Source organism: Synechococcus sp. CC9311 (assembly GCF_000014585.1).
GTDB lineage: Bacteria > Cyanobacteriota > Cyanobacteriia > PCC-6307 > Cyanobiaceae > Synechococcus_C.
In genome coordinates, this window is record NC_008319.1 from 102,502 (window position 1) to 122,809 (window position 20,308).

19 protein-coding genes are annotated in these 20,308 nt (G+C 55.3%); 12 read left to right on the top strand and 7 right to left on the bottom strand.

From position 1 onward, the window contains the following. Window positions 1-45: 45 nt before the first annotated feature. Complete coding sequence (locus SYNC_RS00515) at window positions 46-1,053, top strand: RpoD/SigA family RNA polymerase sigma factor (protein WP_011618085.1); 1,008 nt, start codon at window positions 46-48, stop codon at window positions 1,051-1,053. Here SYNC_RS00515 and SYNC_RS00520 read toward each other — a convergent pair. From SYNC_RS00520 to SYNC_RS00530, 3 genes are read right to left on the bottom strand one after another with little or no spacing between them, the layout of a single operon-like run. Beyond that, window positions 1,038-1,961, bottom strand: a complete 924-nt coding sequence (locus tag SYNC_RS00520) for an alpha/beta fold hydrolase (protein ID WP_041426235.1) — start codon at window positions 1,959-1,961, stop codon at window positions 1,038-1,040. The genes SYNC_RS00515 and SYNC_RS00520 overlap by 16 nt on opposite strands. Further along, window positions 1,958-5,212, bottom strand: coding sequence for an efflux RND transporter permease subunit (locus SYNC_RS00525; RefSeq protein WP_011618087.1), 3,255 nt, complete (start codon window positions 5,210-5,212; stop codon window positions 1,958-1,960). Before SYNC_RS00525 ends, SYNC_RS00520 begins: the two co-directional genes overlap by 4 nt. Window positions 5,213-5,216: 4 nt before the next feature. After that, window positions 5,217-6,371, bottom strand: a complete 1,155-nt coding sequence (locus SYNC_RS00530; RefSeq protein ID WP_011618088.1) for an efflux RND transporter periplasmic adaptor subunit — start codon at window positions 6,369-6,371, stop codon at window positions 5,217-5,219. 18 nt (window positions 6,372-6,389) lie between these two features. On the opposite strand from SYNC_RS00530, the gene SYNC_RS14495 reads away from it, so the two are divergent. The 3 genes from SYNC_RS14495 to SYNC_RS00540 all read left to right on the top strand — a co-directional run bounded on the left by SYNC_RS14495 (window position 6,390) and on the right by SYNC_RS00540 (window position 8,765). Next, complete coding sequence (locus SYNC_RS14495) at window positions 6,390-6,563, top strand: hypothetical protein (RefSeq protein WP_167897117.1); 174 nt, start codon at window positions 6,390-6,392, stop codon at window positions 6,561-6,563. Further along, the gene (gene mutT / locus SYNC_RS00535) at window positions 6,542-7,696 is read left to right on the top strand and encodes an 8-oxo-dGTP diphosphatase MutT (RefSeq protein ID WP_011618089.1); all 1,155 of its coding nucleotides are present in this window, start codon (window positions 6,542-6,544) and stop codon (window positions 7,694-7,696) included. The genes SYNC_RS14495 and mutT overlap by 22 nt, the downstream gene beginning before the upstream one ends. Window positions 7,697-7,772: 76 nt before the next feature. Then, a complete protein-coding gene (locus SYNC_RS00540) occupies window positions 7,773-8,765 on the top strand; it encodes a carbohydrate kinase (RefSeq protein ID WP_011618090.1) in 993 nt (330 codons plus the stop codon). A gap of 117 nt (window positions 8,766-8,882) precedes the next feature. Here SYNC_RS00540 and SYNC_RS00545 read toward each other — a convergent pair whose 3' ends face one another. Continuing rightward, a complete protein-coding gene (locus tag SYNC_RS00545) occupies window positions 8,883-9,830 on the bottom strand; it encodes a carbohydrate kinase family protein (RefSeq protein ID WP_041426238.1) in 948 nt (315 codons plus the stop codon). Beyond that, window positions 9,831-11,186 carry a glutamine synthetase gene (locus SYNC_RS00550; protein ID WP_011618092.1) on the bottom strand — a complete coding sequence of 452 codons (1,356 nt, stop codon included), beginning with the start codon at window positions 11,184-11,186 and terminating at the stop codon, window positions 9,831-9,833. It abuts the gene before it with no gap. Window positions 11,187-11,323: 137 nt separating this feature from the next. Here SYNC_RS00550 and SYNC_RS14500 point away from each other — a divergent pair, with 137 nt between their 5' ends. Together SYNC_RS14500 and SYNC_RS00560 are read left to right on the top strand one after the other, a co-directional pair. Next, the gene (locus tag SYNC_RS14500; protein WP_167897119.1) at window positions 11,324-11,500 is read left to right on the top strand and encodes a hypothetical protein; all 177 of its coding nucleotides are present in this window, start codon (window positions 11,324-11,326) and stop codon (window positions 11,498-11,500) included. Next, a complete protein-coding gene (locus SYNC_RS00560) occupies window positions 11,497-12,954 on the top strand; it encodes a sodium:solute symporter family protein (protein WP_041426242.1) in 1,458 nt (485 codons plus the stop codon). Before SYNC_RS14500 ends, SYNC_RS00560 begins: the two co-directional genes overlap by 4 nt. Here the strand turns inward: SYNC_RS00560 and tsaE are convergent. After that, window positions 12,917-13,441: a tRNA (adenosine(37)-N6)-threonylcarbamoyltransferase complex ATPase subunit type 1 TsaE gene (gene tsaE / locus SYNC_RS00565; protein ID WP_011618094.1), complete on the bottom strand. Its 525-nt coding sequence runs from the start codon at window positions 13,439-13,441 to the stop codon at window positions 12,917-12,919. The genes SYNC_RS00560 and tsaE overlap by 38 nt on opposite strands. Window positions 13,442-13,465: 24 nt before the next feature. On the opposite strand from tsaE, the gene ahcY reads away from it, so the two are divergent. Both ahcY and SYNC_RS00575 read left to right on the top strand, forming a co-directional pair. Further along, window positions 13,466-14,896, top strand: coding sequence for an adenosylhomocysteinase (gene ahcY / locus SYNC_RS00570; RefSeq protein WP_011618095.1), 1,431 nt, complete (start codon window positions 13,466-13,468; stop codon window positions 14,894-14,896). Between the two features lie 459 nt (window positions 14,897-15,355). Then, window positions 15,356-16,015, top strand: a complete 660-nt coding sequence (locus tag SYNC_RS00575; protein ID WP_011618096.1) for a DedA family protein — start codon at window positions 15,356-15,358, stop codon at window positions 16,013-16,015. A gap of 77 nt (window positions 16,016-16,092) precedes the next feature. Here the strand turns inward: SYNC_RS00575 and SYNC_RS00580 are convergent, their stop codons facing one another. Next, window positions 16,093-16,473 carry a single-stranded DNA-binding protein gene (locus tag SYNC_RS00580; protein WP_011618097.1) on the bottom strand — a complete coding sequence of 127 codons (381 nt, stop codon included), beginning with the start codon at window positions 16,471-16,473 and terminating at the stop codon, window positions 16,093-16,095. A 136-nt stretch (window positions 16,474-16,609) separates the two neighbouring features. Here SYNC_RS00580 and SYNC_RS00585 point away from each other — a divergent pair, with 136 nt between their 5' ends. Genes SYNC_RS00585 through SYNC_RS00600 form a run of 4 tightly spaced genes read left to right on the top strand, consistent with a single transcriptional unit; the run spans window position 16,610 to window position 20,222 of the window. Next, the gene (locus SYNC_RS00585) at window positions 16,610-17,662 is read left to right on the top strand and encodes a rod shape-determining protein (RefSeq protein WP_011618098.1); all 1,053 of its coding nucleotides are present in this window, start codon (window positions 16,610-16,612) and stop codon (window positions 17,660-17,662) included. 5 nt (window positions 17,663-17,667) lie between these two features. Next, on the top strand, window positions 17,668-18,411 hold the full coding sequence (gene mreC, locus SYNC_RS00590) for a rod shape-determining protein MreC (protein WP_011618099.1): 744 nt from the start codon (window positions 17,668-17,670) through the stop codon (window positions 18,409-18,411). 3 nt (window positions 18,412-18,414) lie between these two features. Then, window positions 18,415-18,918 carry a hypothetical protein gene (locus tag SYNC_RS00595; protein ID WP_011618100.1) on the top strand — a complete coding sequence of 168 codons (504 nt, stop codon included), beginning with the start codon at window positions 18,415-18,417 and terminating at the stop codon, window positions 18,916-18,918. Beyond that, entirely contained in the window at window positions 18,915-20,222 is a 1,308-nt protein-coding gene (locus SYNC_RS00600) for a sugar ABC transporter substrate-binding protein (RefSeq protein ID WP_041426245.1), read from the top strand. Before SYNC_RS00595 ends, SYNC_RS00600 begins: the two co-directional genes overlap by 4 nt. The last annotated feature ends 86 nt before the right edge of the window (window positions 20,223-20,308 follow it).

Consider the following 20,308-nt stretch of genomic DNA (forward strand, 5'->3'; position numbering starts at 1 on the left):
TTTACGTTTCTTAGGGTTACTCTTTACAGAACTCAATGAAGCGTCATGGCTCCTGCTGCTGCTGTTGCTTCCCGCCCCGCATCTGCCTCCACTGGTCGCGCCTCCGGCGCTGAAGTCGACTTAGTTCGTTCGTATTTACGAGACATCGGCCGAGTGCCGTTGTTGAGCCATCAGCAGGAGATCACCCTGGGCCGTCAGGTGCAGGAGCTGATGGATTTAGAGGCGTTAGAAGCGGAACTGAAGGATCAGCGTGGTGGTGAGGAGGTCGCGAGAGAAGAGGTAGCCAAAGCTGCTGGTGTGAGTGCGGCGCAACTGAAGCGAAAACTGCAGGCTGGCCGTCGCGCCAAGGAGCGGATGGTGGCCGCCAATTTGAGGTTGGTGGTGAGCGTCGCGAAGAAATACACCAAGCGGAATATGGAACTGCTGGATTTAATCCAGGAGGGAACGATTGGTTTGGTGCGTGGAGTGGAGAAGTTTGATCCCACCCGGGGCTACAAGTTCAGTACCTATGCGTACTGGTGGATTCGTCAGGGCATCACCCGCGCGATTGCGGAGAAGAGCCGAACCATTCGCTTGCCGATCCACATCACCGAAATGTTGAACAAGCTGAAGAAAGGCCAACGGGAGTTGAGCCAAGAGCTCGGCCGCACCCCATCGGTGACGGAACTGGCGTCATTTGTGGAACTTCCAGAGGAGGAAGTGAAGGATCTGATGTGCCGTGCCCGCCAGCCTGTGAGTTTGGAGATGAAGGTGGGCGATGGCGACGACACCGAACTGCTGGAACTTCTGGCGGGTGATGGTGAACTGCCGTCAGATCAGGTGGAAGGTGAATGCTTGAAGGGAGACCTGCGGGATCTATTGAGCCAGCTGCCTGAATTGCAGGGAAAAGTGTTGCGAATGCGCTATGGAATGGATGGAGAAGAGCCGATGAGCCTCACGGGTATTGGCCGCATCATCGGCATTAGCCGTGACCGCGTGCGCAACCTAGAGCGTGATGGTTTAGCTGGATTGCGTCGCCTTAGCCCTCAAGTTGAGGCCTACGTTGCCTGCTGATTGACTATTAGCAGCAATTGTTTGTTCACTGGTTTTGGCGATTCGTCATGGGGGCAATGTCCTGCATGGGGAATCACCAAAAGTGATTGAATACATTCATATTTTTCCTTCCATTCTTTGGCTTCTTTAACTGGTTCCCATGGGTCAGCTTCGCCCCAAATCATATGGACCGGAATCGACAGATTTTTGAGTAAGTCCGGTGCTAAGTGATCATTGAATAAGTTGATAAACCCGCGGAAGGCTTCTGAAGCTCCATGCCGTTGGCTGGGTCTCAGTAGAAGAGACACCAACTCATCATCCACATTGCTACCACTCGGATAGGCCTGTTTGAGCACGCTACGGATGAGAGCTGGGCGGGCCGCGTTTCGGAAAAGGGTTGTACTCAGCCAGCGCTGACTCACCAGAGTTTTAAGGAGGGGGCGAATCCAGGCCATCCAGACCGGTTGTGTCGCTAACTGTTTGTCATCCATCAGTCGCTGAGCGCAGTCGATTAACACCACTTCTTTGCAGTGTTCCTCTCCAAGAAGTTGAGCAGCTCTTAGCGCTACAACACCACCGATTGAATTGCCAACGAGAACCACGGGGCGATCGATCACGTTGTGACAAAAATCTGCGACCTGTTGGGCCCATAGATCAAAACAGTATTGAACTGTTTTTGCAGTAGCGGGTTCATCGTTCAGCCGTGCCTGTGGCTGATCACTCCTGCCGAAACCCAGTAGATCGATGGCATAGGTGGGAACTTGCTTGCCGAGGACTGGTTGGTTGAAGCGCCAATGATTTGTATTGGCTCCAAAGCCATGGATCAGGAGCACGGCTGTTGGTGCCGTTCGATCTCCCACCAATGACCAGCCAATTTGATGAGACTTCCAGGTCCAAAGCATCTGAATCGGAGCCAAAGGAGTGTTCATTCCCTTGGTGATAAGAGCCTGCTCTCCAGGTCCTTAACCAGCACATAAACGGGTGGGACAACCCCTACTGAGAGCACGGTTGCAACGATCAATCCACCAAAAATGACGGTTCCAAGAGATTGTTGTGCATTCGCTCCTGCGCCGTTGGCGACCACAAGAGGTAAGAAACCAGCGAGGGCGGCTATCGCTGTCATCAGGATGGGACGAAGTCGAGATTCGGCCGATTCGACAACGGCGATCACGGTGCTTTTCCCCTCTTTGAGCTTTTGCTCGGCCACCTCCACGATCAAAATTCCATTCTTGGCCGCTAGGCCGATCAGGGTGACCAGGCCAATTTGTGCATAGATGTTCAAATCGATTGAACGGATCGCAAGAAAGGCGAGAGCGCCAAGCATGGCCAGGGGAACCGTTGCCAGGATGATGACTGGTGTGATGTAACTCTCGTACTGGGCTGAGAGCACCAGATACACAATGAGCACACCAAGTCCAAACACCAGGATGCTGGCGTTCCCGGCTGAGAGCTGCAGAGCTGCCAGACCAGTGAAGGCTGAACCGATGTTGGTGTAATTTTCAGCGTTAAACAATTGCTGGATTTTGCTCAGGGCCTGACCGCTGCTCTTGCCGATGGCTTCTGCGCCCTGAATCAGTACTGTGCGATTCAAGTCGTAGTGGCTGATAATTGGCGGGGCACTGCTGAGCTCGGCTTCAGCAAATTGGGACACCTGGACTAAGTCGCCATCCTTTGATCGAACGTAGAAGCTAAGAATGTCGTCGATGTTTTGTCGCTGATTTGGCGTGCCTTGTACGTAGATGTTGCGAACTTGACCACTCTCGTAGGTGATGCCGGAGTAGTTGTTACCGGCCAGCGCGGAAATGGTGTCCATCGCCTCTTGGAAGTCGACGTTGAGTGCATACATCACCTCTCGATTGATATTGAGGCCGATCGCTGGAGCGCTTGGAGTGAACTGTGTATAGACGTTGGAAAAGTCTCCACTTGCATTAGCCGTCTTGATGAGTTGGCCTGACAAATTGGAGAGGTCGTTGAAGCTATAGGTACCGTTGCTGAGATCGTTGAACTGGAAGTAGAAACCTCCTTGAGGTGAGAATCCAGGTACTGCTGGTGGGCCTGAAGCCTTAGCGAGGCCGTCGCTTAATTGGATTAATTTTGCATTGAGGCGATCCACGATGGCATCTGAACTGTGTTCAGCGCCTTTGCGCTCTTCCAAGGGCTGGAGACCGAAGAAAAAGATGCCTTGATCGGGACTGGAGCCGTTGAATCCAAAGCCGTTGATGATCGATGCATTGGCTACATCGTCTTCTTCACTGAGAACCTTGGCGATTTGCATTCCAAGCTTTTTGGTTTCCACCAGGGAAGCCCCGTTCTGCAGTTGGAAAATTCCCATCCCATAACCTTGATCCTCATCGGGGATAAAGGCTGTAGGAAGGATGGTGAAGGCGAAGCTGGTCACCACGATTCCTACAACCAAGCCAGCCAGCACAATGCGGCGGGCTTGGATCATCCGTTTGAGGAGCTTTGAGTAGGTGGTTTCGAGACGCTCGAAGTTGCTGTTAAACACCTTGAAGATAAGCGGCAGGTTCGAACCCGCGAGAGCACCGATCACAATGCCAGCGATGTAAGTCCAGTTCCCAAAGGAAGCAGCACTAAAGCGGCCAAAGGCCAAGCCCACGATCACTCCCACCACAATCCAGCTGCGCCCCTTGGGTTCCGGTGGTTTTTTCTGCGAAAGGATCAGACCCGAGAGCATGGGTGAAAACGTCAGGGCATTAAAGGCAGAGATGGCAACCGAAAAGGCGATCGTGAGTGCGAACTGCTTGTAGATGATCCCGGTCCCACCGGGATAAAAGGCAACCGGTACAAACACCGCCATCAGCACGAGGGCGGTTGCAAGGAGTGCACCGAAGAGTTCGCCCATGCAAGCGAGTGCTGCCTCGCGGGGCTTCATTCCCTTCTCGATGTTGGTGGAGACGGCTTCGATCACCACGATGGCGTCATCCACCACGAGGCCTGTTGCTAGTACGAGACCCAGCAGCGTGAGCTGATTAATCGAAAATCCGAAAACGTTGAGGAATGCGAATGTTCCCACGAGAGAAATCGGAATCGCCAGGCTGGGCACCACGGTGGCGCGCCAGTTCTGTAGAAACAGAAACAGGATGATCAGAACCAGCACAATGGCAAGTCCGAGAGCGTCAATCACTCCATCCACGGAGGATTCGATGAATTGGCCGATGTTATAAATCTGATCAATCGTGACGCCAGGAGGCAACGTGCTTCTGAATTGGTTGATTTGATCAACGACTGCTTCAGAGACGTCGAGAGCATTGCTGGCAGGGGTCTGATAGACAGCAATCGTGAGCGCTTCGTGTCCGTTTTGATCAACAGCCTGCGCAGAGAAGGTGTTGCTCCCGTAGCGCACTTCGCCGACATCCTTCAGTTTGAGCAGATTGCCAGATGGCGAGCGGTTGAGGATGAGATTGTTGAAGTCATCGATGGAGATAAGGTTGCCGTTGTTTTTCACCACAATCGGATAGGTGAAGGCTTGATCGCCTGAGGCCGGCGGGCCTCCAACAAGTCCTCCAACAGCCACACTGTTTTGAGACTTAACTTGATTGATTACGTCTTCGGATGTGAGTTTGTTGGCTGCAAGTTTGTTGGGATCAACAAACAGCCAAAATGCTGGAGTGGCGCCTCCGATGATATTGACTGTGGCAACACCCTCCACCCGAGAGAGTGGATAATAGAGTTGTTCGTAGACGAGTCCATTTAAATAGGCTGCATCAAATTGCCCTTTGCTGGAACTCACTTCATAGGCAAGCAGGATCGACGGGTTGCTCTGCTTAACGGATACACCTACTTCGCTTACTTGCTCTGGGAGTTGGGGGTTGGCCAGAGACACACGGTTCTGGACATTGACTTGATCAATATCGATATCAGTTGACTGATCGAAATAGACATTGACTGTGCTATTGCCTGTCATATCTGTGTTCGAGGAGATATAGCTCACTCCGGGAACGCCATTGATCTGTTGTTCCAATGGATTCGTTACCGCTTGCTCGGTTACCTCCGCATTGGCGCCTCCATAGTTTGCGATGACCTGGATTAGAGGATCGGCAATGTTTGGCAGGTAGGCGATGGGCAGCATCGGGATCGAGATCATCCCAACTAGCACAATCAAAATGCTGCAGACCGTGGTCAGAACCGGTCGCTTGATGAAATTGTCGGAAAAGGCCATCGGTTCAGTTGGATCCCACTGAAACCTTCACAGGCATGCCGCTGCGAAGTCGACTTGTGTTGCTAATCGCCACTTTGTCCCCAGATTTGAGTCCTGATATCACCGGATAGAGATTGTTTTGTAGATCCCCGAGCTGCACTTTGGTTTGAAGCACGATTGGCGTGTTGCCTGGAAGTTTTTCCAGTGTTTTCAACGCCTTAGCTGTTGTGTTGGGTGAGCGTTTGATGTTCGGTAGCGCTTTGCTGATGGGCACTACCTCATAGACGAAAGGCTGTTGGGCTTGCATCATCACGGCCTGCACCGGTACCGCTAACCGCTCGCTTGATCCAGTAATAATTTCGGAGGTGACGTATTGGCCTGTCTTTAACTGTCCGGTGAGGTTGGGAAACTCCGCCTTCACCATCAGTGTGTTGGGTGGATTGCCAGCTTTAGGGATTGCATAGTAAGGAGATACAAATGTGATTGTTCCTTTACCGGTGACCTGCGGGGTGGATTGAGATGCGAGCCGAACTGGTTGTCCCACTTTCACTTGGGATGCCTGCGATGCGGGGATCTCCATCAATGTCCAGAGGGTTGAGTTGTCCACAATCCCCGTGATGATGTCTCCAGTTTTCACGTAATCGCCAATTTTTACGGTGTCCAAGTCACCGATGACTCCGTTAATTGGAGAACGCACAAATTTGTAGTTAAGGGTGGCCTTATCGGCGATGGCCTGATCTCTTGATGTGATCGCTTTCGTGACGTAGGCATCACGACGTTTCGCTGATGCAGCTCCTTGCTCGTAAAGGAATTGGTATCGCTCAGCATTCACTCTGTCGTAACGCGCTTGTGATTGAGATGCATCAAGTTGAGCACTCAGTTGCGTGTTGTCGAGCACAAGGATCACTTGACCTGCTTGAACTTGATCTCCCTCTCTGACAAGTTTTTTGATCACCCGACCATCTGTTTCAGGGCTGAGCGTCACATTGGTGGTGGATTCAAGGGGGCTTACGGCTTTGATGCTTGGTTTGAAGTTGCCCTGGGAGATCGTTGCAGTGTTGATGGATAAGAAGGTTGGGCCTGATTTCTTGCTCTGCCCGCATGCTGCAAGCGCAACAGAGAGAGTCAGCACGACAACAAAAGAGCCCCGCACAATGCAACCGATAGTTCCGCGGACCATACCTCTTATTGAGTACCAGTGACGCCCTGGCTTCTCCCTCAGTTCCTATCGGGCACAGTCGGCGAACTGTTGGCGGGTGCTGCCTGGTGGCTTTGGGCCAATGGCGTTGGTCTAGGAAGCGTTAGGTCCTGCAGTGAAGGTAGGAATCATGAGAGCTTGCGCGCTGATCAATGGAGGAACCCAGTGCATTGACACCGGAACTGAGCCGCTCCTTGTTGGCCTGGTGGGAGGTGCATGGCCGCAAAGATCCTGCTTTCAAACCCTGGATGTTCACTCCTGAGGGGAAATGGTCTGAGCCCTACGAGCACTTGAATCCATATCCGATCCATGTCGCTGAAGTGATGCTGCAGCAAACACAGCTGCAAGTGGTTTTGCCTTACTGGCAGCGCTGGATGGAGTCCTTCCCAACCCTCGAGTCGTTGGCTGAAGCCGAGGCGCAAATGGTCCTTTTGAGTTGGCAGGGGCTCGGCTATTACTCCCGAGCCCGTCGTTTGCATGGCTCTGCCCAGACTTTGCTAGAGCGAATCGGCTGTCAGTCCTGCGAAGATCCTCTGAGCTGGCCCCAGGAGCCAGGTTTCTGGTTGGATTTGCCTGGAATTGGCCTTAGTACGGCTGGAGGCATTCTTTCCTCGGCTTTCAATAGCCCCCTTGCGATCCTGGATGGCAATGTGCGTCGGGTGCTGGCGAGGTTTAGGGCTCATTCGCGCCCGCCGACGCGTGACCTGCGCTTGTTCTGGAACTGGAGTGAGGCTCTTGTTGAGGCTGCACCCGGTCGGGCTCGTGATCTCAATCAGGCTCTGATGGATCTCGGTGCCACCGTCTGTATTCCCCGTTCACCCAATTGCGCGTGCTGTCCTTGGCAGATGCATTGCTCTGCTTACGCTGCTTGTGATGTGGAGCGCTACCCCGTGAAAGACACCCCTCGAGCAGTGCCTTTTCAAGTGATTGGCGTGGGTGTGGTGTTGAACGATTCTGGGGAGGTGTTGATTGATCAACGCCTGAATGAGGGGCTATTGGGCGGGCTATGGGAATTCCCTGGCGGGAAACAGGAGCCAGGCGAGGCCATCGTTCAGACCATTACCCGTGAATTGCAAGAGGAATTGGCGATCGACGTGGCTGTGGGAGAGGAGTTGATCAGTCTTGACCATGCCTACAGCCATAAAAAGCTGCGTTTTGTGGTGCACCTCTGCCAGTGGCGAAAGGGTGAACCCCAGCCGCTTGCGAGCCAGCAAGTGCGCTGGGTGCGTCCGGAGTCTTTGGTTGACTTTCCCTTTCCTGCAGCAAATGCGCGGATCATTGCTGCGCTTTTGGACCATCTCTCCTGAGCGGCCTGCTTGTGGGGTGAAGTTGGTTGGCATCACGCTTAGCCGCAGCCAGCCTTAAGACATCCGACTTGCTGTTATGGCCGATCTTTCTGCTTTGGCTCCTCGTGTGATGTGCCTGGGTGAGGCATTGGTTGATCGACTTGGGCCGCTGGGGGGAGATCCCGTGACGGCAGCTCCTGAATCTTGTGATGATCGTTTGGGCGGTGCACCTGCGAACGTGGCCTGTGCTCTTGCCCGATTGGGCACTCCTGTCGGTCTGGTTGGTCGACTTGGTGAAGACTCAATTGGTTCTGCCTTTCGTGATCTATTTCAGCAGCGGGGTGTGGCTGTTCAAGCCCTTCAACGCGATGTAAGTCACCCAAGTCGGGTGGTGTTGGTTCGCCGCCATGCCAATGGTGAGCGTGTGTTTCAGGGTTTTGCAGGAGATCACGCCCTGGGGTTTGCCGATCAGATGCTGAATCTTGGCGAATTGGAAGCGGTTTGGCCGATGGTGTCGAAGCAGGCTCGCTGGTTGCTCGTTGGAACGATTCCATTGGCAACGCCAACTTCTGCTGATTCGCTGCAGTGGTTGTTGGCTCAAGCCCAGGCGGCAAGCCTTGCGCTTGCTGTAGATGTGAATTGGCGCCCCACGTTTTGGGATCCCGAGGCAGATCCAGCAGCTGGTCCTACCGCTGATGCATTGGCGGTGATCAAGCCGTTGTTGGAACAGGCCTCCCTGATCAAATTGGCTCGGGAGGAGGCGTTGTGGTTCTTCGGCAGTGATGATCCTGCTGCTGTCGCTAAAGATTTGCCGCAGCAGCCCGATGTTGTTGTAACCGATGGAGCCAACCCCATTCGCTGGTTTATCGAGCATGAGGCTGGGAGTATGCCGGTGTTTCAGCCTTCTCAGGTCATCGACACCACTGGGGCAGGGGACGCGTTCACTGCGGGTCTATTGCACTGTTGGGATCGTCCCGTGAATGAGCGGCTGTACTTTGCGTCAGCCTGCGGTGCTCTTGTTTGCAGCGGTGCCGGAGCCATCGATCCACAGCCGCAAGAGCAGGATGTTCTCACCTTCCTGAATCGATGACGGTTGGGCGTTGCTACGGATGGGGGATCCCTTGCTTCTCCTCAAACCATCGGATTCTTTTCTGAATAGCTCATTCTGAGCTGATTCCGATGGTGCCCTCCTGATGAGGTGCTGTTATCAGACCTCGTGGATGTGAAGGGTGTGATTTCCCATGAAGCGGAGTGCTTCTTCTTTGCTAAACACGCTGGATGTCGCTGCGGTGCTTCGCACGCAGCTTGCACCCATGGCGCTTCCCCAGCGTACGCAGCCTTTTAGGTCCTCCCCGTTGAGATACCCAGCAATGAACCCTGCGTCAAAGGCGTCCCCGGCGCCCGTCCCGCCGAGAAAGGAGGTGGAATAAGCATCACTACGAAGGCGCAGTCCATCGGTCACGACATAGGTCCCTTGAGCACCATCCGTAATCACCACCGTGCTAGCTCCGGCATCGCCGAACATCTGTGCCTGGTCCCAAGGGTTCTTACGCCCAGTCAAGAGAGCCGCTTCATCACGATTCGGGAGCACCACGTCGGTGAAGGGCAAAACGCGCTGCACCCGTTCCATGGCAAGAGGGTCTTTGACCTCAATGACATCCAGCACCACAAGAGCACCGTTAGCGCGGGCCTGTTGAAGGCGTTCTTGGGTTTGAACGCTTTCGAGGGCGTCTAGCAAGAGAAAGCCGCCGATATGAATGACGGCTGCGGATTCGATCAGGCCCTCCGGAATCATGCTGCATTTGAAAAGCCGGTTGGCTCCCACCACTGAGATCAAGCGTCGATCACCCCCCTCCACATTGATCACAGCTGATGTTGCGGTCGTGGCCTGGGAGCAGCGGCTTACCCCAGTGGTTTGAACTCCAGCTTCCTCCAGGGTTCGCAGAAGAAAGTCGCCGAATGGATCTTCTCCAATGCACCCCCCTAAACACACATCTACGCCCAACTTGGCCAAGTCGTAAGCGGTATTGGCAGCACAGCCCCCTAAGCAAAGTTCCATTAGGGAGGTCTCTACGATTTGACCGGCGTTTGGCAAGGCCGGCACTGGGTCGCAGACCAGATCAGCGCAGAGAAGACCAAGGCATAAACAATCCAACTACACCAGTCCTCCCACGATCGGCCACCAGCAACTGTCACTCACTTGTTGCTCTTCCGATTTTGTTTCTACCCGGTGGATTTCAGCGGCAAGGCTGTCTAAGAGTGATCCGTGCAACAGCGGGCCCATGGCCTCAAGAAGGACAGCGTCGCGCTCCAGCGCTATTCGTGCCTCAACAAGACTGGCTGGAAGCCTGCAAACGCTGTGGTCGTTAACGAGTGCCGGATCGCCGATCTGCTCTGGTGGAAGGATGCGTTTATGTCTCATGGCATCCAGCACTTGGGCCTGTAGTGCACCGAGTAACAGGTAGGGATTTGCAGTGGGATCGACTGCCTTGATCTCCAGGTGGGCCGCACTTTGATCTGACGCAGTGGGGATGAACCGAACGGCTGCCTCACGGTTCTCCATCCCCCAGACCTGGAAGGGCGCAGACCAGCTGCTGGGCACTAGGCGTAGATAAGACACGGGTGATGGGCTAGCCAGGGCTACCAGTCCAGGTAGCTGTTCGAGCACTCCTGCGATCAGGGCTTCGCCCTCAGGACGCAGCCCATAGGGCCCGGAACCTTCCTGTAGCAAGGGGCCTTGCGAATCTCGGACACTGAAGTGCAGATGGCCGCCATTCCCAACCCAGTCGAGCCTGGGTTTGGCACTGAAGCTGCTGAACCAGCCGAAGCGGCGTGTCACACGTTGAATCACCAATCGGGCACGAATCAGTTGGTCCGCCGCTTGAAGGGGGGCTTGGGCTGCGAAGGAGAGTTCGAACTGTGAGGGGCCATATTCGGGATGAAATTGGAGCCAGTCCACATCGGCTGCATCCAATGCCTTGAGGAGTGCCGAGGCGTAATCGAGGCCCTCGATCAAGCGGTCCGCGCCATAAGGGCCACCAGCGATCACTGCCTTTGGGGAGCCATCGTTGTCTGGGGTGATGACGACCCACTCCAGTTCAAATCCAGCAGTGAGGGAAAGGCCTTTTCGATGCAATGTTTCTCCCATTCGGCGGCAGAAGTGGCGCTGATCTGCCTCGTAGGCACCAGTGCTGTTGCGGTTCCATCGTTCGCCTGCGGCCCAGGCCCAGCCTTGATCGGGTTCCAGCATCGCCAGTGATGATGGATCAGCCTTGAGGCGCAGATCCCCATCCGGTCGAGTGAGGCGATGTGCCGGATCGATGATTCCGTCCGAGCGGAAGGCGTCGGAGATCGGCGAGAAGCCAACGCCAACGTCGATGGCGAGTTGCCAACGGCGCAATGGAACAACCTTGACGAGCGACTCGCCCGCGTGGTTGTCCCAGGTGATAGCGATCTGACGAACACCCCTGGCGCTTAACGCTTCGAGAGAGGTGTCATGCTCCGTGCTCATGGCTTGGCGTCCAGTGTTTCAAGGATGAAGCCTGCAGCGTTGAGACGCTGCGCTCTAGTTGCCTTGGTGTGGGGTCTTGGGCTGAAAAAGTGATTGATCAGAATGAAGGTTGAGAAGGAGTGCGATTCATGGTTGTCATGCCAAGCCGCTTGCCATGGTTGGCCTTGCTCGCTGCTGTTGCTTTGGCATTAGTGGTGCATTTTCAGGCTGCATCGGCCCTGCCGTTTTGGGCTGGCCTGCCTGCCTGGGTGTTGATGTTCATCGTCCTTCAGGCGGCACTCACCCTGATCGCTGCTTGGATCGCCCGCCCATGACCACCACCCTGATTTCTGCGCTCATCTCTCTTGTTGTCTATCTGCTGGCTTTGCTCTGGCTAGGTGCTCAAAGTCTTGGGGGACAAACCAACAGCGCCGACTCCTATTTTTTGGCCGATCGCCGCCTGCGTGCCGGCGTGTTGTTTTTCACGCTGATCGCGACCAACTTCAGTGCTTTTTTCTTTCTTGGCTTTGCCGGGGCGGGATATCGAATCGGGATTGCCTATTACCCAATGATGGCTTTTGGAACAGGATTAGCTGCTCTCAGCTTCGGCAGCCTTGGCTGTCGGGTGAGGAGACTCAGCGCTCAACATGGCCTCATCACTCCTTCTGAATTGATCGGCCATCTCCTGCCTGGAGAAGGGGTGCGCTTATTGGTGCTTGCAGTAATGGTGCTGTTCACCCTTCCTTATTTGGCTCTGCAGCCATTGGGTGCGGGGTATTTGCTGGAAAGTCTCACTGGAGGCGTCGTTCCTTTTGAAGTGGGAGCAGTACTGCTCACGGTTGTGATTGTGCTCTATGTCGTTGGCGGTGGTATGCGAGCTGTGGCCCGCACCGATGTGCTTCAAGGAGTGCTGATGTTTTTGCTAATGCTGATGGCTTTTGTGGCTGTTGCCGTAGGTGTGGGTGGAGTTCAAACCGCAAATCGCACGCTTTTGCAACAGCTTCCTGATCTCTTTAGCGGGGCTGGACGCAATGATTTTTTTACGCCTCGAATGATGGCGAGCTATTTGCTCCTTTGGCCGTTATGTCTTCCGATGTTCCCGCAGATGCTGATGCGTTTTTTCGCTGCTGGGGATGACCGCTCGCTGAAACAGTCGATGGTGCTTTATCCCGTCGTGGCGGGAGTGCTGTTTATTTGTCCAGTGATGATCGGGATGTGGGGGCATCTGGCCTTCCCCGATCTGGTGGGTCGCGCATCCGATCAGATCATGCCGTTGATGCTGGGGCGTTACAGCCCGGAGTGGCTGACAGGAATCGTGATGGTGGGGGCTTTGGCTGCGTTTATGTCCACTTTGGATTCGCAATTGTTGGCCCTGTCTTCCATGTTGACCCGCGACTTATATAAGAGGTATTGGCGCCCACAAGCATCTTTGCCGGAGCAAGTGCGTGTCGGGCAGCTGGTGGTGATTGCACTTGCTGTCTCTGGTCTGGTCATTGCGCTTCGTCCGCCGGAGGCGATTTTGTCGCTGGCAACCCATGCGTTTTCGGGTCTCGCTTTGTTGTTCCCGATGCTGGTGGGGGCGGTTTATGGCCTGCGATGGTCCGTTATTGGCGCCATTTTGTCGGTCATCGGGGGAGAAGCCGTTCTGCTGGGGTTTGCAACCGGCGTGATTCCAGAGGTGTTCCAGGGGGGCTGTTTGCCTTTGATTCCAGCACTGGTGGTCGCATGCTCGATTTTGGTTGTGGATCAGGTCATCTCTCGCTGGTCGTCGTCTTTCTTGCAGGCATGACGTTCGGACACTGCAGCGAGATGGTGCGTCCTCCGCCAGGGGCGTAATTGAGATCTAAAAACCAGGCGTCAGGTAGAGAAAGGCTGAGCCTTTCAGGCCACTCCACCACGAGCAGGGCTCCCATCGCAGAGGCTTCTTCTTCTTCTTGAAGGAAGAGGTCGTTGGCTGCGAAGGCTTGCTCGAGGCGGTACAGGTCGAGATGGATCAGTGGTGGGGTGCCTTCGGGGTAGTGCTGAGCAAGTGCAAAGGTTGGGCTGGTGATCGGTTCTTGGATTCCTAGAGCGTCGGCTAGCCCCTGCACGAGAGAGGTTTTGCCTGCTCCGAGTGGTCCCTGTAGGAGCAAGATGTCGTGCGGTTTGAGGCGCGCTGCCAACATCCGGCCAAGGTCTTTTGTGGCCTCAAGATCGTCAAGGATCCTTGTCTCATCTGTAGATTGGCGGATAAGGGAGCCCGAAGCCTCGGCGTCTCCGAAGTATTTATCGTTCACATCCTCCCCAGGGAGCTTTTCAATATGGTGGCAACAGCCGCGGCAACGGCCGAACTTCAGGTCGCAAAGGACTACGTCATTGCGGATATCGGTTTAGCCGATTTTGGACGCAAGGAACTCAATATTGCTGAGACCGAGATGCCCGGTCTGATGGCATTGCGTGCCAAGTACGGCAAGGACAAGCCCTTGAAGGGGGCCCGGATTGCCGGCTCCCTGCACATGACGATTCAGACAGCTGTTCTGATCGAAACCCTGGTCGAGCTTGGTGCCGATGTGCGCTGGGCCTCCTGCAACATTTTCTCCACCCAAGACCACGCTGCAGCTGCGATGGCTGCTGGTGGGATTCCAGTCTTTGCTGTTAAGGGTGAAACCCTTGAGGAGTACTGGGATTACACCCATAGCATTCTCGAATGGGGCGATGGCGGAACGCCCAACATGATCCTGGACGACGGTGGGGATGCCACCGGTCTGGTGATGTTGGGTAGCAAGGCTGAGCAGGACATCACCGTGCTCGATAACCCTTCCAACGAAGAGGAGACCTTCCTGTTCGCTTCGATCAAGAAGAAGTTGGCCAAGGATTCCAGTTTCTACAGCCGTATTAAGGCTGAGATTCAGGGTGTGACCGAGGAGACCACCACAGGAGTGGCTCGTCTTTACAAGATGCAGAAGAGCGGAGAGCTTCCCTTCCCTGCGATCAACGTCAACGATTCGGTCACGAAGAGCAAGTTCGACAACCTCTATGGCTGTCGTGAATCGCTGGTTGACAGCATTAAGCGCGCGACCGACGTGATGGTGGCTGGCAAGCAAGCCCTCGTGGTTGGTTACGGCGATGTAGGCAAGGGTTCTGCGCAGTCATTGCGTGGGCTTGGCGCCACCGTTTGCATTGCTGAAGTGGATCCCATTTGCGCACTGCAGGCTGCGATGGAGGGTTACCGGGTTGTCCGCCTCGAGGATGTGGTGGATCAGATGGACATCTTTGTGACCGCCACGGGTAACTACCAGGTGATCCGCAATGAGCATCTGGTGAAGATGAAGGACGAAGCGATCGTCTGCAACATCGGACATTTCGATAATGAGATCGATGTGGCCTCTCTCAAATCCTATGAGTGGGACAACATCAAGCCTCAGGTGGATCACATCACCCTGCCTAGCGGCAACAAGATTATTCTTCTTGCCGAAGGCCGTCTCGTGAATCTGGGCTGCGCCACCGGTCACCCTAGTTTCGTGATGAGCAACTCATTTACCAATCAAGTGTTGGCTCAGATTGAGCTGTTCACGAAGGGCAGTGAGTACGGCAAAGAGGTGTATGTGTTGCCTAAGCATCTCGATGAGATGGTGGCTCGCCTCCATCTTGAGAAGATCGGATGCAAGCTCACTGAGCTGAGTAAAGATCAAGCTGATTACATCAACGTTCCTGTGGAAGGCCCCTATAAGCCTGATCACTATCGTTATTGATCATTTTGAACTGATTGAGGGCTGCAAAAGCAGCCCTTTTTATGTCCTTTTGCTCTTGGAGATTGTTGAGTAAACGATGGATTTTTGAGTTCGGTTTGTCTTTGATTTGAGGTTAAGGTGATATGTCTGCTGTGGAACGAGAATGACCTAGTGAACATCACTGTAAATGCAGCATTCCATGCTTCATTGATGAGTGAGATGTTCAGGGTGTTTAAGAGGCTTTGTTCTAACTGGCAATAAAATTGTGAAGATTTTTCTTTATGCAGTCAGCTTGCTTTGGCCTCAAAAATTGAGGAGTCGACTTAGGCTGTTAGGTCTCAAATGATGCTTTTCTGACTCGTAAGTCGAGACATTTTTCTTTTTTCTATGGCTGATTCCGTTTTGCGAATCACGTCATTGTCGAAGATGACGTTCGCTCATAAAGTATGAAATAATAGCTTTGCTTTGTCATTGTTGTGAATGGGTCTGTCTGAACTGATTACTCAGCTTCCAGAGCTGATTGGGCAGGCCGTCGAGGCGAATCAATGGTTGGGGTATGGAGCCATTTTTGCTGCCATGTTTCTGGAAAACTTGTTTCCGCCCATCCCCTCAGAGCTGATCATGCCTCTGGGAGGGTTTTATGTGCAGCAAGGACAATTGCAATTCATCCCTGTTGTCCTTGCGGGTTTGATCGGAACGGTGCTGGGTGCGTTGCCTTGGTATGGCATCGGCCGCCTCATCAATGAACAACGCATTGAGCAATGGCTGGAGCGCCATGGCCGCTGGATCGGCATCAGCCCTGAGGAGCTCGCGCGGAGCCGCCGCTGGTTCAGTCGTTATGGCACTGCTTTGGTGTTTTGGGGACGGTTGGTGCCAGGCATTCGCACCCTGATTTCGGTTCCTGCTGGGATTGAACTGATGCCGATGGCTCCGTTTTTAATTTGGACCACGGCTGGCAGCTTGATCTGGACGCTCTTGCTCACCATCGCCGGGATGGTGCTTGGTGAGGGCTACAGCAATGTTGAGGTCTGGATCGACCCCGTCTCCAAAGTGATCAAGGTAGGCCTGGTCATCGCTGTTTTGGCCGGTGGTATTTGGGTTGCCCTCAGGATTTGGCGTCGCCGCCAATCCGCCGATTAACGCGTTGAGGCTCACCAGCGAACGGCTGTGGTGAGCCCCGCCAACCCGCGGGAAAGCGGTTCGCCATGGCGGATGATTTAGAAGGGAACCTCCTCGTCGCTGGGGCTTCCTCCCCCAAATCCACCGGAACCCGCTTCGCTGTCGCGCTTGGAGCCAAGAAGTTCGAGGCGATCAACGCGAACCACGGGTTTGCTGCGTTCTTCGCCGCTATTGCGATCTGTCCAGCGATCCAATTTGAAGCTACCGATGATGCCGAGGAGTGATCCTTTTTTGACGTAATCAGCGGCAACCTGGGCCTGTTTGCCCCAGATCTCAAGGTTGAACCAATCCGGCTCGTCGTCGCGGCTGCGGCGATTCACTGCAATGGTCAGGTTGGCCACCATGCTTCCGGATTCGAAGTAGCGAACTTCGGGGTCTCGGCCAGCGCGGCCGACCAACGTTACGGAGTTGACACTCATAAAGGTTTGGTTTTGCGTGGATTAATGATGCGCCACGGTTGTCGTAGCTGCTTTTAAGGAGTTCCACCCTCAGCGCCGGATGTATCAGCCGGTGCATGACACCCCACCTAAGATTCTGCGACTTGTGCCATAGCCAGTGCTTTTTCGTCGATTTCAGCTTTCCCGTGACATCGGTATCGACCTCGGCACTGCCAATACCCTGATTTATGTCTCCGGCAAGGGGATTGTGTTGCAAGAGCCTTCAGTGGTGGCGATTGATCTCGAGCGGGGGGTGCCCCTGGCGGTCGGTGATGAAGCGAAGCTGATGCTGGGCCGTACGCCTGGGAATATTCGTGCGGTGCGGCCCCTGCGTGATGGTGTGATCGCTGATTTTGATGCAGCTGAGCAGATGCTCAAAAGTTTCATTCAAAAAGGCAACGAGGGGCGCGGAATCATTGCCCCACGCCTGGTGGTGGGGATCCCCAGCGGTGTGACGGGTGTGGAGCGCCGTGCCGTACGTGAGGCAGGCCTGGCCGGTGCCAGAGAAGTGCATCTCATCGACGAGCCCGTGGCCGCGGCGATTGGTGCTGGTTTGCCGGTGACGGAGCCAGTCGGCACGATGATTGTGGATATTGGGGGAGGAACCACCGAAGTGGCGGTGCTCAGCCTTGGAGGCACCGTACTGAGTGAATCCGTTCGAGTTGCCGGTGATGAAATCAGCGATTCGATCGGTGTCCATCTCAAAAAGGTTCACAACCTGGTGGTGGGCGAGCGCACTGCCGAAGACATCAAGATTCGAATCGGTTCCGCATTCCCAGACAACGACTTCGATCAGACGGTGATGGATGTGCGTGGCTTGCACCTCCTGTCTGGTTTGCCGCGCACGATTCAGCTCCAAGCTGGTGACCTTCGTGAGGCCATCGCTGAGCCCCTCAATGTGATTGTTGAGGCGGTGAAACGCACGCTCGAACGCACCCCCCCTGAGCTGGCGGCAGACATCGTTGATCGCGGAATCATGCTTGCCGGCGGTGGGGCCCTGGTGAGGGGGATTAGTGACCTGATCAGCCATGAAACGGGGATCTTCACCCACGTTGCGGAAGATCCTCTTCTCTGCGTGGTGAATGGCTGCGGTCAGGTGCTTGAGGATTACAAGCGCCTGCAGCGTGTGCTGGATACACCCGAATTCGTTCGTTCTGCTACGAGCCTCTAATTTCAATGGGCTCCTCGCCGTGGCCGCAGGGAACGCGTTCCCGGAGCCTGAAACGAATCTTGCCTTGGCTCGCTCTTCTCGGAGTGCTGGGGATCGTGCGATGGAGCAAGGGTGCAGGCTTTGCCGATGCCTATGCCTTGCTGTCGCGTCCATTTTGGCCTGGATCAGCTCAGAAACAGTGGATCCAGTCAGCGCAGCAGCAGAACGATGCCACGCGTTTGCAGCTGCTCGAGGTGGATAACGCCCGTTTGAGGGGGTTGCTTGCGCTGGATCGTCAAGGTGCCAACAACGCGATTTCCGCTGCTGTGATCTCCAGAACGCCTGAAGGCTGGTGGCAGCAGATCTTGCTGGGAAAGGGGACTCTGGATGGCATTCAAAAAGGTGATGCGGTGATCGGTACAGGTGGCTTGATTGGCCGGGTTCAAAGTGCCACGCCTGCCACAAGCCTTGTGCGTTTGCTCACCGCCCCTGGAAGTCGAATTGGCGTTTGGGTGCCACGGACCCGCCAACATGCCCTGCTGGTGGGAATGGGAACGTCCCGTCCTGAATTGAAATTCATTGATCGAGATGTGAAGGTGCGACCCGGTGATCTCGTGAGCACCTCCCCAGCCAGCACCCTGCTGCCTGCGAATCTTCCGGTGGCCGTGGTGCAGTCCTTGAATTCCAGGGAGGTGCCGGCTCCAACGGCTTTGGTTCAGTTGATTGCGCCTCCGGATGCGATCGATTGGGTGCAGGTGAGTAGGCGCTGATCGATGGCTCGTCTTCATAGCCAACCGATCTGTGTTGCCTCTGGATTGTTGGTGCCGTTGATCAGCTTGGCGGCACCGTCATGGCTGAGCTTGGGCGGTGTTTTGCCGAGCTGGGCCGTGTTGTGGCTGCTGCCTTGGGCGCTGGTTGATGGACCGGTGTCGGGTTTGATCGCGGGTGCGGCGATGGGGCTAGTGCTGGATGGCCTCAGTGTGGGAGATGCAAGCCAGGTGCCCGCTTTGATGCTTTTGGGCTGGTGGTGGGGATGGCTTGGGCGGCGCGGACCACCGATTCAACGCAGTCTCAATTTGGGGTTGCTGGCTTGGATCGGCACGATGTTGCTAGGGCTGACTCTTTGGGCGCAGCTGTTGGTTCAGGGCGTGGATGCACCTCTAGCCCAAGCCTTTGCCTTTCATACCTGTTTGGCGCAAGGGCTGATGACTGGCCTGATGGCTCCGATGATTGGGTCTTGGCAACTTCTGATCTGGCGACGGCGCACTCCCGCATGATTCAGCACACTTCCCATCGCCGTAGGTGGCTGGCCCTGGCTCTTCTCAGCACCTCGTTGCTGATCGGGGGCTGCCGGCGTGCCGCAGCGCCAGAAGGAGCTCTCCAGCTTTGGACGCTGCAACTAGCGCCCAAGTTCAACACTTACATGGAACAGGTGATTGATCGCTGGGACGATGGCCATCCAGATGCACCGGTGCGTTGGACCGACTTGCCTTGGGGTTCTGTGGAACGGAAGCTCCTGGCTGCAGTGTTTGCTCGCACTGCCCCGGATGTTGTGAATCTCAATCCCCCCTTTGCAGCCAATTTGGCAAGCAAGGGTGGGTTGACCGATCTCACGCCGCTGTTGCCACCGGATGCCGCTCAGCGCTATTTGCCTTCGGTGTGGCGTGCGGCACGCGATCCAAAGGCTGGCCAGATCGCCGTGCCCTGGTATCTCACGGTCCGCCTCAGCTTGGTCAATCAGAAGCTGCTGCAACAGGCGGGCGTGAACGCGCCGCCTCGTCGCTGGGAGGATGTTCCTGCCTTTGCTCGTCAAATTCGAGAGCGAACGGGACGTTACGGCCTTTTTGTCACGGCTGTGCCCGACGATTCAGCCGAATTGCTGGAGTCGATGGTGCAGATGGGGGTTGTTTTGCTGGATGACAAACAGCGAGCGGGATTCAACTCTCCAGAGGGGCGTAAGGCGTTTGCGTTTTGGACCGATCTGTATCGAGAGGGCCTTCTCCCTAGGGAAGTGGTCAGTCAGGGGCAACGCCGGGCGATTGAGCTTTACCAAAGTGGACAGCTCGCGCTGCTGGCCAGTGGGGCTGAATTTTTACGCAGCATCCAGACCAACGCCCCTGGCGTGGCGGCGGTGACCTCCCCGCAACCGCCCCTCACAGGAGGCGATGGCACCGCCAACGTGGCTTTGATGACGCTTGCCGTTCCTCGCCAGAGTCAGCGCGCGCAAGAGGCGTTGTCGTTTGCACTCGATCTCACCAACGGGCCGAACCAAGCGCGCTTTGCGCGCGAGGCCAGGGTGTTGCCCTCCTCCCTAGAGGCGCTCAGGCAGGTGCGTGCTGAGCTTGAAGCTGAGCGTCCTGCAACCCCTGAGTTGGCTCAAGTTCGAGAAGCAAGGCTTCTCTCGGCCAAGACGCTGGAGCGGGCCAGGGTCCTGGTCCCTGCGACGCCCGGCGTCAAGCGTCTTCAGAGCATCGTGTACACCCAACTACAGCGGGCGATGTTGGGTCAGATCAGCAGTGAGGAGGCAGTGCGTACGGCTGCTGAGCAGTGGAACCGTTACTCAGAGGCGCGATGGCCCTAATGCAGCCACGAGTTGCACTCGTTGGCTGCGTTGAATTGAAAACATAAAAACAATCGAAAGCCTGAGTCCCAGACTTTTGGTCGCTC

Excerpts from the sequence above, each read along its gene's own strand:
- SYNC_RS00575 (WP_011618096.1), top strand. The coding sequence starts at position 15,356 with ATGGGTCTGTCTGAACTGATTACTCAGCTTCCAGAGCTGATTGGGCAG.
- ahcY (WP_011618095.1), top strand. The coding sequence starts at position 13,466 with ATGGTGGCAACAGCCGCGGCAACGGCCGAACTTCAGGTCGCAAAGGAC.
- mreC (WP_011618099.1), top strand. The coding sequence starts at position 17,668 with ATGGGCTCCTCGCCGTGGCCGCAGGGAACGCGTTCCCGGAGCCTGAAA.
- SYNC_RS14500 (WP_167897119.1), top strand. The coding sequence starts at position 11,324 with ATGCCAAGCCGCTTGCCATGGTTGGCCTTGCTCGCTGCTGTTGCTTTG.
- SYNC_RS00540 (WP_011618090.1), top strand. The coding sequence starts at position 7,773 with ATGGCCGATCTTTCTGCTTTGGCTCCTCGTGTGATGTGCCTGGGTGAG.
- SYNC_RS00525 (WP_011618087.1), bottom strand. The coding sequence starts at position 5,212 with ATGGCCTTTTCCGACAATTTCATCAAGCGACCGGTTCTGACCACGGTC.
- SYNC_RS00550 (WP_011618092.1), bottom strand. The coding sequence starts at position 11,186 with ATGAGCACGGAGCATGACACCTCTCTCGAAGCGTTAAGCGCCAGGGGT.
- mutT (WP_011618089.1), top strand. The coding sequence starts at position 6,542 with ATGGAGGAACCCAGTGCATTGACACCGGAACTGAGCCGCTCCTTGTTG.
- SYNC_RS00530 (WP_011618088.1), bottom strand. The coding sequence starts at position 6,371 with ATGGTCCGCGGAACTATCGGTTGCATTGTGCGGGGCTCTTTTGTTGTC.
- SYNC_RS00600 (WP_041426245.1), top strand. The coding sequence starts at position 18,915 with ATGATTCAGCACACTTCCCATCGCCGTAGGTGGCTGGCCCTGGCTCTT.
- SYNC_RS00560 (WP_041426242.1), top strand. The coding sequence starts at position 11,497 with ATGACCACCACCCTGATTTCTGCGCTCATCTCTCTTGTTGTCTATCTG.
- SYNC_RS00515 (WP_011618085.1), top strand. The coding sequence starts at position 46 with ATGGCTCCTGCTGCTGCTGTTGCTTCCCGCCCCGCATCTGCCTCCACT.
- SYNC_RS00580 (WP_011618097.1), bottom strand. The coding sequence starts at position 16,473 with ATGAGTGTCAACTCCGTAACGTTGGTCGGCCGCGCTGGCCGAGACCCC.
- SYNC_RS00520 (WP_041426235.1), bottom strand. The coding sequence starts at position 1,961 with ATGAACACTCCTTTGGCTCCGATTCAGATGCTTTGGACCTGGAAGTCT.
- SYNC_RS00595 (WP_011618100.1), top strand. The coding sequence starts at position 18,415 with ATGGCTCGTCTTCATAGCCAACCGATCTGTGTTGCCTCTGGATTGTTG.